At 56.0% G+C, this 12,228-nt stretch carries 8 protein-coding genes; 4 read left to right on the top strand and 4 right to left on the bottom strand.

Features of this window, described 5'->3' with window-relative positions; translation table 11 throughout:
* Positions 1 to 85: 85 nt before the first annotated feature.
* Positions 86 to 1,477: an MFS transporter gene (locus tag TRICHSKD4_RS09505; RefSeq protein ID WP_168157001.1), complete on the top strand. Its 1,392-nt coding sequence runs from the start codon at positions 86 to 88 to the stop codon at positions 1,475 to 1,477.
* A gap of 6 nt (positions 1,478 to 1,483) precedes the next feature.
* Here the strand turns inward: TRICHSKD4_RS09505 and purH are convergent, their stop codons facing one another.
* The 4 genes from purH to htpX form a co-directional block, all read right to left on the bottom strand.
* Positions 1,484 to 3,100 (bottom strand): bifunctional phosphoribosylaminoimidazolecarboxamide formyltransferase/IMP cyclohydrolase, encoded by a 1,617-nt coding sequence (gene purH / locus TRICHSKD4_RS09500; protein ID WP_009467311.1) that lies wholly within the window; start codon positions 3,098 to 3,100, stop codon positions 1,484 to 1,486.
* Positions 3,101 to 3,204: 104 nt separating this feature from the next.
* Positions 3,205 to 4,992, bottom strand: coding sequence for a heparinase II/III family protein (locus TRICHSKD4_RS09495; protein WP_208993054.1), 1,788 nt, complete (start codon positions 4,990 to 4,992; stop codon positions 3,205 to 3,207).
* Between the two features lie 133 nt (positions 4,993 to 5,125).
* Positions 5,126 to 6,514, bottom strand: coding sequence for a 16S rRNA (cytosine(967)-C(5))-methyltransferase RsmB (rsmB, locus tag TRICHSKD4_RS09490; RefSeq protein ID WP_009467307.1), 1,389 nt, complete (start codon positions 6,512 to 6,514; stop codon positions 5,126 to 5,128).
* Positions 6,515 to 6,628: 114 nt separating this feature from the next.
* The gene (gene htpX, locus TRICHSKD4_RS09485) at positions 6,629 to 7,666 is read right to left on the bottom strand and encodes a zinc metalloprotease HtpX (protein WP_009467306.1); all 1,038 of its coding nucleotides are present in this window, start codon (positions 7,664 to 7,666) and stop codon (positions 6,629 to 6,631) included.
* A 126-nt stretch (positions 7,667 to 7,792) separates the two neighbouring features.
* On the opposite strand from htpX, the gene TRICHSKD4_RS09480 reads away from it, so the two are divergent.
* From TRICHSKD4_RS09480 to TRICHSKD4_RS09470, 3 genes are all read left to right on the top strand, one after another.
* Entirely contained in the window at positions 7,793 to 8,053 is a 261-nt protein-coding gene (locus TRICHSKD4_RS09480; protein ID WP_009467305.1) for a DUF1674 domain-containing protein, read from the top strand.
* 153 nt (positions 8,054 to 8,206) lie between these two features.
* Positions 8,207 to 9,430 (top strand): aminotransferase class I/II-fold pyridoxal phosphate-dependent enzyme, encoded by a 1,224-nt coding sequence (locus tag TRICHSKD4_RS09475; protein WP_009467304.1) that lies wholly within the window; start codon positions 8,207 to 8,209, stop codon positions 9,428 to 9,430.
* Positions 9,427 to 12,213, top strand: a complete 2,787-nt coding sequence (locus TRICHSKD4_RS09470; RefSeq protein ID WP_009467303.1) for a DNA translocase FtsK — start codon at positions 9,427 to 9,429, stop codon at positions 12,211 to 12,213. The genes TRICHSKD4_RS09475 and TRICHSKD4_RS09470 overlap by 4 nt, the downstream gene beginning before the upstream one ends.
* Positions 12,214 to 12,228: the final 15 nt, after the last annotated feature.

Raw genomic sequence — 12,228 nt, 5'->3', positions numbered from 1 at the left:
AAGGGTCCATGCGACCATCTGAAACTGTGCTAAGAACCGGCCTGCAGCCTCGCGCTTCGGGCCGGTTTTCTTTTTGGAGTTTTTCGTGACGACCTCTTCAGCGCCTTCAGATGATGGACATCCAAATATATCCCGCAAGGCACTTGTGTCCTGGGCGCTGTTTGATTGGGCAGCCCAACCCTTTTCCACGCTCGTCACCACCTTTGTTTTCGCCCCCTACTTTGCCTCCAGTCTCGCAGCCACACCGGCTGAAGGGCAAACCTTGTGGGGATATGCGACTGCGGCCGCCGGGCTCGCCATTGCCCTTCTGGCTCCGATTTTAGGCGCGGTGGCTGATGCGACTGGACACAGAAAACCTTGGATCCTCGTCTTCTCCATCCCCTTCGTGCTGGCGTGTTTTGCTTTGTGGTTTGCGATACCGGACAGTGAGAATGCAATCCTGATCGCCCTTGTCGCCTTCGGGCTTGCCACTCTTGCGATTGAGTTCGCCACCGTCTTCAACAACGCCATGATGCCAGATCTTGTTCCGCCGAACCGGATCGGATGCCTTTCCGGCGCTGGATGGGCGACGGGCTATGCAGGCGGGTTGGTTAGCCTGGTGATTGCGCTTGGCTTCATGGCCGCCAATCCTGAATCGGGTCTCACACTCCTGGGTTTGGACCCAATTTTCGGGTTGGACGCCGCAACACGAGAAGGCGACAGGGCCTCCGGCCCATTTTCGGCGATTTGGTATATTGTCTTTTTGCTGCCCCTATTCCTGTTCGTTCCGGACGTTCCAAAGAAGTCCTCTCTCGGTCCAGCCATCCGCAACGGCCTTGCAAACCTGAAAGACAGCATTGCCCACGCGCGGCAAAACAGGCCTGTCTTTTTCTTTCTGCTTGCAAACATGATCTACAAGGATGGACTTGTGGCGCTGTTCGCCTTTGGCGGCATTTACTCCGCCGGGCAATTGGGATGGGGCACAATCCAAATCGGAATTTTCGGAATATTGCTCACCATCACCGGGACCTTTGGCGCGATCATCGGAGGGCGGTTGGACGACAGGTTTGGACCCAAACTCGTTCTGATGGGAGCCCTCAGTCTGCTGATCGTCTGCGGTCTGGGGCTTGTGTCCGTGGACCGGAACACCATTTTGTTCATCGTCCCAGCGCCGCCAGCTACGGACGGAACGCTCTTCGGCTCACTACCAGAGCAAATGTTTCTGGTGCTAGGTGGACTGATCGGCGTTGCTGCCGGTCCGCTTCAATCAGCCTCTCGCAGCTTGTTGGTACGTCTCGCACCACGCGAACAACTGGCGCAGTTTTTCGGGCTGCTCGCCCTTTCCGGCAAGGTAACCAGCTTTCTGGCCCCATTGACCGTCAGCCTCGTGACCTATCTCACAAACAGTCAGGCGGCGGGCATGTCCGCCATCCTGGCCTTTTTCATCTTCGGCTGCCTCGTGCTGACCCGCGTTCGTCAGCCGAAAGTAGGGCCTTGACCCGGCTTAGTGACGGAAGTGACGCATACCAGTCAAGACCATGGCAAGACCTGCTTCGTCGGCCGCTGCGATCACATCCTCGTCCCGCATGGAGCCACCCGGCTGAATGACCGCTGTCGCCCCAGCTTCTGCTGCAGACAACAATCCGTCCGCGAAAGGGAAGAATGCATCGGAGGCAACAACGCAGCCTTTGGTCAGCGGATCGCTCAAACCCGCAGCTTCTGTCGCATCAAGCGCCTTGCGGGCCGCAATGCGGGCTGAATCCACTCGGCTCATCTGGCCTGCCCCAACACCAACAGTTGCTCCATCCTTGGCATAAACAATGGCGTTGGACTTGACGTGTTTTGCAACACGGAATGCGAATTTCAGATCGCTGAGTTCCTGTTCGCTTGGCGCCCGTTTGGTAACAACCTTGAGAGCCAGATCATCAATCACGCCATTGTCGCGTGACTGAACCAAAAGGCCGCCCGCCACAGACTTTACAGCAAGCCCCTTAGACCGCGCGTCAGCCAAACCACCGGTCAAAAGCAGGCGCAGGTTCTTTTTCGCCGCAATTATTTCTTGTGCAGCTTCATCTGCATCCGGCGCAATGATCACCTCTGTGAACACCTTCACCATCTCTTCTGCCGTTTTGGCATCGAGTTTTTGGTTGAGGGCAACAATGCCGCCGAAGGCGGACACCGGATCACAACGCAGCGCCAATTTGTAAGCCTCTTCGAGTGTCGCAGCTTCTGCAACACCACACGGATTGGCATGCTTGATGATAGCCACCGCGCTTGTCCAGGCTGGATCAAACTCGGACACCAACTCAAAGGCAGCGTCTGTATCATTGATGTTGTTGTAAGAAAGCGTCTTGCCCTGCAATTGGCGCGCCGTTGCAACACCCGGACGTTTTTCACCTGTCACATAAAAACCGGCAGACTGATGCGGGTTTTCGCCATAGCGCATCACCTCTGCCAAAGCGCCACCAACTGCGCGGTGCGCCGGGGTGTCCTCATCCAGTTGGTCCGCCATCCAGTTGGAGACTGCCGCATCATAAGCAGCGGTCCGGGCAAATGCCTTCAAGGCCAATTTTTTACGAAGGGCGATCGGGGCCTTGCCGCCATTGGCATCCAGCTCTGATATGACCGTGTCATAGTCCGCCGGATCGGTCACAACACTGACATAAGCATGGTTCTTGGCAGCCGCCCGGGTCATCGCCGGTCCGCCAATATCAATGTTCTCAATGCCGGTCGCATAATCTGCGCCCTCGGCAACAACATCTTCAAATGGATAAAGGTTGCCGCAGAACAGATCGATGCCTGTGATGCCATGATCTGCCATGGCCTTTTGGTGATCTTCATCATCCCGGATCGACAAAAGACCGCCATGCACCATCGGATGGAGCGTTTTGACGCGGCCATCCATAATCTCCGGAAACTTGGTCACTTCCGAAATATCCATGACCGCAAGGCCTGCATCCTTGAGCGCCTTGTAAGACCCACCGGTCGACACAAGCTCAACGCCGCGCTCGGAAAGCGCCTTTGCGAACTCGACCAAGCCCGTCTTGTCAAAAACAGACAAAAGGGCGCGTTTAACAGGAACAAAATCGGGAACAGGAACGGCCTTGGAAGAGATCGCCATCAACATGCCTCGCGAGCTGGGAGGTTGGGAGTTGGCCTCGCCCTATCACGAAGACGAACAAATCAAAAGATGGCAAAACGCACTGTTTGCGGTCTGACACCGCGTTAATCAGGTTTGTCTTCGCTCTCACTCGGCAGATCAGCAGGTGCCTCGAGCGGCAGTTCCGTCTCATCGAAAGCACTGATCCCGCGTCGGCTCAAACGGGCAACCGCGGTTCGCCGCAGCTGCCAGGCAACAGATGGGGTTTCCTGCAAAACACCATAGATGACGATTTGCGACGTCTTCCGATGCCCGTAAACATCTGACAGATAGATGGATTCATCCAAATTCAGCTCATTGCCTGGCGCATCGAACTCCCAAGCTTCCCCGTCCGGACACAGCAGCACCACCGTCGAACCGCTGTTCAACAAGCTGCATTTGATTTGCGGATGAACGTGAAACCGGATGGCATAGAACGGCTCAGCCCCAATTGGCCCTTTGGGCAAGAATTTGTCCAAACCATCCAGCATCGTTCCATCCGCAGACAAGCGAAGATCACGCTCGTGGATGACGTTAAAGGAAGACAGATAGCCGTCGTGGGAGGCCGTCACACGTGAGCTAGTGGATGTATCGGTGCGCTCAACATCAACATGCGTTGGACCAGATATAATTGGACTGCCCAACCATTTGCCAAACGGCTGCTCGGAGAGGAACCGACAGGATGACGTATCCTCGATGGTAACCGTTGAATGAGCCGCAGTGGACCGGCTGACCTGCCGCCAGACCTCATTAGACAAGTAAGACACGCCGCAATTGACGATTAGTCGGTGTATCCCGGACGAGAACTCAAATGACAGACACCCAGCATGCGCTTCTTCGGACAGTTCCGGTCGCGGCGGTTTGCCTGCATCCATTAGGACAATGGAGTTTTCACCGGTCAGGCGCTGATATCCGACATGCGGCGCATTGGTTGGCGGCGCACCTCGGGCATCATCATAGGCCATGATGGTGGCAACAAGATCATTCGGGGTAGAACCCATACCGTTGAAATGGGCAAAGGCCCCATCGCCATGGCGGAAGAACCGCATCATCGGCATCATACGATCAACAGACTGCAACATGCCTTGCGGCAATTCCAGACCTTGCATGACAAATGCCTGCCGAACCGGCAGGAGATCGGCCAGAATTTCGATCATGGCACCGGGATTGCGCGACACATGCCCGCCATCTGGCAGGATCTGGCGCGACAACTCCTGATCAAGGCGGCGCATGCTGCTGCGAGCAAAACGCCCCTGGCCAGCCATGGAGACACAGGCAGCTGCAATGGCAATTGCCGCCTGCAAACGCTCTACACCATCTTTCGTTTCATTGATGGTACGCCGGAGATACCCAACCTGCTTGACCAGCGACTTCAGGAAACGACGGTAAAACTCGTGATCCCCTTCTGTCAGAATAAAGGGGGAATGCGCCAGCCAGGACATAATCCGCCGGGCCACGACCGGCGTTTCCCAGCCAACCGGGTGACGGCTGCCGCATAGCTTGATCCAATCATCGATCAAGACGCGAGCATTTTTCTGTGCAATCTTGCTGTCGGCTGCACGCAAATCACGAAGCCAGCCAAAACCGTGCAGCTCCCGTTGCCAGTCAAGCGCTTCACCAGCTTCTTCAAACGGCGAGTGCCCCTGTGTTTCCACCAAGTGCCCGGAAAAGAGAAAACGCCCGCCATATATATCAGCGGCGTTCATGACGTCAGCCGTGCGCAAATCCTGCGGGGAAATCATCAACCGGGTCGGCACGCTTGACGAGGGCCGCATACGGAAGACCATTCCACCATGCACCCAGCGCGATGCCTGCTGCCACATGTGGGAGGCAAGAAGTCGCCAAATCTGGCTCTTCTCTGACGCCGTTCCCATTGTCACAACACCAGCCGGTAAAAGAAATGTCCCAGACGAAAAATAGCGCTTGCCCTCATTATGACGCGATTAACTAAAATCAAAGGGAGGACTCCCTTTAATCAAGTATTGCGAAAATAGAGTTTATGCGGCGTTAAGAGCGTTGCAAGCGAGCAGCAAAAAAGCCATCGAGACCAGTGAGTTCCGAATTTGGATCAACACTGTGAAACGGCAAAGTCCGCACATAACCTTCCGGGGATATACAGGCGTTAAGCCCGCCAATCTCATCACCTGCAACCGGCACAAGCCGAAAATCCAGATGCGCCTTCAAAAACGCTTCAATCTGCGCTTCGCCTTCGTCCCGCTCCATCGAACACGTGCAGTAGACCATCTGACCACCCGGCTTCAGCCAACCTGCAACCCGCTCAAGCAATTCCTTTTGGATCTCTGCCAGAGTTTCGATATCGCGTTCCCCCTTCAACCACGGCACATCAGGGTGGCGGCGGATCGTGCCCGTCGCACTACACGGCACATCCAGAAGGATCGCATCAAACAGCTCTGGCGGGTCATATTTCCTTAAGTCAGCAACCACCGTTTCAACGGGAAGACCCAGCCGGTCCATATTCTGGGAGAGGCGCTTTAATCGACCCTTGGAAATGTCAACAGCTGTCACCTTGCCGCTACTCGCCGCCAATTGCGCAGTTTTGCCACCAGGTGCCGCACAAAGATCAGCGACGGTTTGCCCGGAGACATCGCCTAAAAGTCGCGCGGGTAGAGAAGCTGCCAAATCCTGAACCCACCATGCCCCTTCTTCAAATCCCACAAGGCCATCAACGGCGCCTTTTCGGGACAAACGAATGGTCTTTCCGGCAAGCAAAACACCCTCAAGACGCTCTGCCCACACTTTGGGGTTAGACTTTACTGAGATATCCAGCGCAGCTTCATGCTGGTGGGCAGCGGCAATCTTGCGGGCTGTCTCCTCCCCGTAAGTCTCGACCCAGCGCGTGAACAGCCACTCCGGTGTATTTAAAACCTCACCATCGAGATCTTCCGTCATCATGTCCCGCTCACGGCCCAAACGGCGCAAGACGCCATTGACCAGCCCCTTGTAAACGCGGGATCGGCTGTCCGCAGATGCATGATCGACAGCAAGCGATACCGCCGCCCGGTCGGGAATATCCAGATAAAGCATCTGGGCAATCGCAACGTGAAGAATATCAAGCACACGGCCGGTTTTTTCCGGGATATCGCGATCCAGCAACCGCGTCAGAATTTCCGAGATTTCACCCCGGTGGCGTAAGGCTGCCCCTAAAATGGCCCGCACCAGCGCGCGGTCTTTTGGCTCCAACGCCCGAAATCCTGAATGTCCGGACTTCAATTCAAGCTCACCATCCAGCGGGCGGTGTTTGTGAACCACATTGCCAAGAATGTCGGCAGCCACTTTGCGGGCGGCAAAGCCCGGCTTGTCCTGCGGGCGCTGAGCGTCCGTTTGCGGTTTTTTGTTCTGCTTTGGTTTGAACGGACGAGCCAAGGAGATCCCCAATCGGCGTTTTAATCTGCAAAAGACAAGCGCCGCAGACGAACACATCCACGGCGCGGTGCCATAGTTAAGGTCTTTAACGTCACACGCTGCCTTTCCGCAAGCGTGTCAGAAGCATCAGCCCCAAGGCCCTTTCTGACGGTTGCCGCCCGTTGGTGGCACAGACCCACGACCAGAACCAGATCGGCGAGGCGGTTCAGATGACCGCTCATCACCACCAACACGCCCACCCCAAGGCCCCGGCTGTTGCACGGACGACGCTGGGGCAGAGTGATAGGATGTTTGGCGAAACGGGTCTGCACTGCCGCGCATACCCGACTGAGCCATTTTTTGCAGCTCGTTGATCCGGTTTTGTGTGTTCGGGTGCGTGGAAAACAGATTGTCCATGCGCTCGCCCGAAAGCGGATTGATAATGAACATATGCGCAGTTGCAGGATTGTGTTCAGCATCCTGATTGTGAATGCGCGCAACGCCGCCAGAAATCTTGGCAAGCGCAGACGCCAGCCAAATCGGGTTCCCACAAATTTCTGCCCCCATCCGATCCGCCGCATATTCACGGGTTCTCGAAATCGCCATTTGCACAATCCCGGCGGCCATCGGCGCAAGGAACATCATCAAGATAAGACCTACAAACCCAAGCGGATTGTTGCGATTGTCACTCCCGCCAAAGAACAGCGCAAAATTGGCCAACATGGAGATCGCACCTGCAATCGTAGCCGTGATCGTCATGATCAAGGTGTCATGGTTCTTGATATGCGCCAGTTCGTGCGCCATCACGCCCGCCACCTCCTCGCGCGATAGCATGTTCAAGAGCCCGGTAGTGGCCGCAACAGCTGCATTTTCCGGGTTTCGGCCAGTCGCAAACGCATTCGGCTGCGGATTGTCGATGATGTAGACCTTCGGCATAGGCATGTTGGCGCCTCGTGCCATATGCTCCACCATACCGTAAAGCTCGGGTGCCGTGCGAGCGTCCACCTCCTTCGCATGGTGCATACGCAGCACCATCTTGTCGGAATTCCAGTAACTGAACACGTTCATCGCGGCTGCCACGGCAAACGCGATCATCATGCCGCCAGTCCCGCCGAGCATGAAACCAATTCCCATGAAGAGCGCCGTCATCGCGGCAAGAAGCATGCCTGTGCGAATGTAATTCATGGATGTGTCCGAGTGCCCTGTTTCGTTTCACTGGTTCGCGCTCTATATAACGCAATGTCACACCAAATTTGGTGACGTTTGGTGCATTTCGCAAGATTAGGAAAATATGGCAGAGGAACCATCGCGATGGATGAGACAAAATCTCCCGAGACCAGTGCATATTCTCAAACCGCACCGAGCCTTGCGAATGATGTATCAGCGGCCCCAAAGAAAAAATTTGACGATTTACCACCTGCTGCCCAGCGCGCCTTGAAAGAAGCTGAAGCTCGGCGCAAGGACATCGACGCCCGGCACAATGCCATGGAAAAGGAAGTCGATGGCCGCGGCGGACTGGAACCAACCCGTTATGATGATTGGGAAATCAAGGGCCTGACGGTTGACTTCTGATCGCAGACGCCGACACGGTATGTCCTGCTAAAAAAGACGATCCAACTTTTACAAAACAAACGGCACGCTCACCCCCATGGTTAAAGAGCATTTAACCAAACGCCGGGTATTCTTTGCTTCGCGTACGCATGTTGTTGAGTAAAAGCTGAGTTCATGGACCAGACTTCGATTGCCTATCGGCGCGGTGCTGCCCTGCCGAGTTCAAATCCCTTTCAGCGCCTTGCAAGCCTTTTGGCCGGGCGTGAGCCTGCCCTGTCCCCTATCGCCATGACCATTGGCGAGCCGAAACACGCCATGCCGTCGTTTCTGGGTGAGGTTTTGGCAGAAAATCTGGCAGATTTCAGCCGCTATCCAGCGATTACAGGAACACCTGAGTTTCGGCAGGCGATCGCGGGCTGGCTCGACAAACGTTATAATCTCGACGGGATGATTGACCCCGAGCGTGGGGTTTTGCCACTCAACGGCTCCCGCGAAGGCTTGTCCTTCGGTGCCATCGCCGCCCGCGATCAATTGGCCAAACCGATGGATCACCCGGTGGTGATTCTCCCCAACCCGTTTTACCAGACCTATGCTGCAGCAGCCCATGTTGCCGATGCAGCAGCAGTGTTTTTGGATGCCACGCCAAACGGGCGGTTTCTGCCCGACCTCGACAGCCTGAACGAAGACCTTCTTGACCGCTGCGTTGCTTTTTACATCGCCTCTCCAACCAATCCGGAAGGCTCGGTCGCCAACCTCAAATACTGGCAAAGACTAATCAAACTCGCACGCAAGCATCGCTTTTATATCTTCGCAGACGAATGCTATTCGGAAATCTATCGCAAAACTCCGCCACCGGGTGTTCTTGAGGCAGCCAAGGCCATGGGTGAGGGTTTTGCAAACATTATTGTTCTGAATTCTCTGTCCAAACGCTCCAACCTTGCCGGGCTGCGCTGCGGCTTTGCAGCAGGAGACCCCGATTTTCTCTCCAACTGGTCTAGATTTCGCGGACTTGCTGCACCTCAAGTACCCATGCCGCACCAGGCAATCGCGGTGCGCGCCTATGGTGACGAAACGCATGTTGAGGAAAATCGCCGCCTCTATAATGAGAAATTCGAGGCAGCCGAACGTATTCTTGGCCCCATTTTGGGACCGGTCACTCCGGAAGCCGGTTTTTTCCTTTGGCTGAACGTTTCCAAATGGGGAGACGGGGTCAAGGTGACCGAAGCCCTTTGGGCTGAAAAGGGCGTGAAAGTGCTGCCCGGGAGCTATCTCGCCTTAGATCAGGCGGATGGCAGAAATCCGGGAAGAAATTATATCCGAGTGGGCCTCGTTGCCCCCTATGACGAAACAGTTATCGCCTTGGAACGACTTGCCGATTGGCTGGGAGGTGCAGCATGAAGCGCGCGGGCACCGTACGCACAGCAAACCGACGCTCCAGCGTCGACCTGATGGATACTGAAAGTCCGCTCAAGCGGTTCATGCGCCGAAATCTTGTCGGCGCAGCTGGCTTGAGCGTTATTGCACTGGCAGCTGCGCTGGCAGCGGCACTGGCCACTTGGTCCGTGAATGACCCAAGCCTCAATCACGCCACTGGCCACCCAGCCCAAAACGCCCTTGGCACACCCGGTGCGATGGTCGCTGACATTTTGATGCAGACCATTGGTCTTGCAACGGCGGTCTTTCTGGTCCCAGTTGTTTTTTGGGGCTGGCGGTTACTGGCCGGTCTGGAAACCGGCATTCGCAGCAAACGACTGTTCTTCTGGGTCCTTGGCACAGCCCTAACCGGCGGTGCACTGGCAGCGCTTCCCGTGCCCGAAAGCTGGCCATTGCCGACAGGCCTTGGCGGCTTCCTCGGCGACGCCGTTCATATGCTACCCGGTGCGCTGACCCAAAACCTGACAGAAGGGGCCGCCACCATAGTGGGTGTGCTTGGCCTCGGTGTACCTGCCGCCTTCCTGCTTTTAAAATCTGCGGGATGGATGAGTGGTGACATCGTGGATGCACCTGCCAAATCCTCTCGTTCCACCCCCAAAGGTCATGGCCGGTCTCTGGAAGAAGATCTCGGCCTTGATGAAGACGAAGACGACGGCGAGTCTCGTATCGGCTTGTTGATCAGTGCCACCATCGGCTGGATTGGCCACTGGAGCCTGATGATCGTGGCATTCTTCCGTCGGATGATGGGCCAACCGACAACAGATCAAGCGCACCATGAAGATGATTACGATCACGCGGATGAAACCTATGAGGAAGAGTTCGAAGACGATCCAGCCCCGAAAAAAGGCGGTCGCCTGAACGCCATTCGACGCGCCATCGCCGCTCGTTTGATGCCGCCGGAAGAAGATGATGGGCTCGGCGACTATTACGAAGAACCAACAGCAGATCGTCGTACAGCCCATCAGGGCGATTATGAAGAAGACTATCAGGAGACAGAGCCTTACGGTGAAGAAGGCGAGACCTTCCACCCGGACGAGCTATTGATCGACAAGGGGCACGTGTCGGGTCAACCAGCCGCTGCCAATCAGCCACCTATCCCGGTTGGCATTGCCGGACCAAAGCCGGACATTGAGCAAAAAGGCCGGGTTGTACCGCCTGCGCCCCGTCCAAAGGAAGGCAAGCGGGCCGTTCAGGAAGCCCAGCCGTCACTTCTGGGCGCCCCTGAAGACTACGAGCTTCCTCCGCTCCGCCTCTTGGCAGAGCCCAAACCCGGTAGCAAAACACCCGGACTTTCGGCAGATGCGTTGGAACAAAATGCTCGCATTCTGGAGGGTGTTCTGGAAGATTTCGGCGTTCGTGGCGAAATTCTGGAAGTACGCCCAGGCCCGGTTGTCACCCTCTATGAATTGGAACCGGCCCCAGGCATCAAGTCGTCCCGCGTCATCGGCCTTGCTGACGATATCGCTCGGTCCATGAGCGCAATTTCCGCTCGTGTGGCAGTTATTCCGGGCAAAAACGCGATCGGGATTGAGCTGCCTAACGCGCGCCGGGAGACAGTTTACTTACGTGAGATGCTCGCCTCTCATGATTTTGAGAAATCAAAGTCCAAGCTAGCCCTTGGCCTCGGCAAGACCATCAATGGCGAAGGTGTAGTGGCTGATCTGGCCCGCATGCCCCACTTGCTGGTGGCCGGTACGACCGGTTCTGGTAAGTCGGTTGCCATCAACACCATGATCCTGTCACTGCTGTACCGGCTCAATCCGGACCAGTGTAAAATGATCATGATTGATCCGAAGATGCTGGAACTGTCGATCTATGACGGCATTCCGCATCTGCTAACTCCAGTTGTTACTGATCCGAAAAAGGCTGTTGTTGCGCTGAAATGGACCGTCCGCGAGATGGAAGAGCGCTACAAGAAAATGTCCAAGATGGGCGTTCGGAACATCGACGGTTACAACACGCGCATCAAACAGGCGCTGGAAAAGGGTGAGAACTTCACCCGGACTGTGCAGACCGGATTTGACCGCGATACCGGGGAGCCGATTTACGAGGAAGAGGAACTGCCGCTTGAGCAAATGCCATATATCGTCGTGATCGTCGACGAGATGGCTGATCTCATGATGGTGGCCGGCAAGGATATTGAAGGGGCCATCCAGCGCCTTGCGCAGATGGCTCGCGCCGCCGGTATTCACCTCATCATGGCAACTCAACGTCCATCCGTTGACGTCATCACCGGTACAATCAAGGCCAACTTCCCGACCCGGATTTCCTTCCAGGTGACCTCCAAGATCGACAGCCGCACCATCCTTGGCGAGATGGGCGCTGAACAGCTTCTTGGAATGGGTGACATGCTGTTCATGGCTGGTGGTGGTCGCATCCAGCGTGTCCACGGCCCGTTTGTCTCCGATGATGAAGTGGAAGAAATCGTCAAACACCTGAAGGGGCAGGGCACGCCGCAATATCTTGAAGCGGTGACGGAAGAGGAAGACGGCGGCGAAAGCCCCTATGATGGCGGCGCGGCCGCTGGCGGCAGTGGCGACGGCAACGACCTATACGACAAGGCGGTTGCCATTGTGCTGCGTGACAAGAAGGCGTCTACCTCTTACATCCAGCGCCGACTGTCCATTGGCTACAATCGGGCAGCTTCCCTGATTGAGCGGATGGAGCAGGAAGGCCTCATCAGTGCAGCCAATCATGCCGGAAAACGGGAAATCCTGGTTCAAAACGGTGTTGAGGAAGATTTCTGAACCAAACCTGCTTGA

The sequence above is a fragment of the Roseibium sp. TrichSKD4 genome, assembly GCF_000148725.1.
In the GTDB taxonomy this organism is placed as follows: domain Bacteria; phylum Pseudomonadota; class Alphaproteobacteria; order Rhizobiales; family Stappiaceae; genus Roseibium.
Note: the sequence above shows the minus strand (reverse complement) of the source record. Positions and strands in the feature narration are given on the sequence as shown.

Excerpts from the sequence above, each read along its gene's own strand:
- purH (WP_009467311.1), bottom strand. The coding sequence starts at position 3,100 with ATGGCGATCTCTTCCAAGGCCGTTCCTGTTCCCGATTTTGTTCCTGTT.
- TRICHSKD4_RS09495 (WP_208993054.1), bottom strand. The coding sequence starts at position 4,992 with ATGGGAACGGCGTCAGAGAAGAGCCAGATTTGGCGACTTCTTGCCTCC.
- htpX (WP_009467306.1), bottom strand. The coding sequence starts at position 7,666 with ATGAATTACATTCGCACAGGCATGCTTCTTGCCGCGATGACGGCGCTC.
- TRICHSKD4_RS09480 (WP_009467305.1), top strand. The coding sequence starts at position 7,793 with ATGGATGAGACAAAATCTCCCGAGACCAGTGCATATTCTCAAACCGCA.
- TRICHSKD4_RS09475 (WP_009467304.1), top strand. The coding sequence starts at position 8,207 with ATGGACCAGACTTCGATTGCCTATCGGCGCGGTGCTGCCCTGCCGAGT.
- TRICHSKD4_RS09470 (WP_009467303.1), top strand. The coding sequence starts at position 9,427 with ATGAAGCGCGCGGGCACCGTACGCACAGCAAACCGACGCTCCAGCGTC.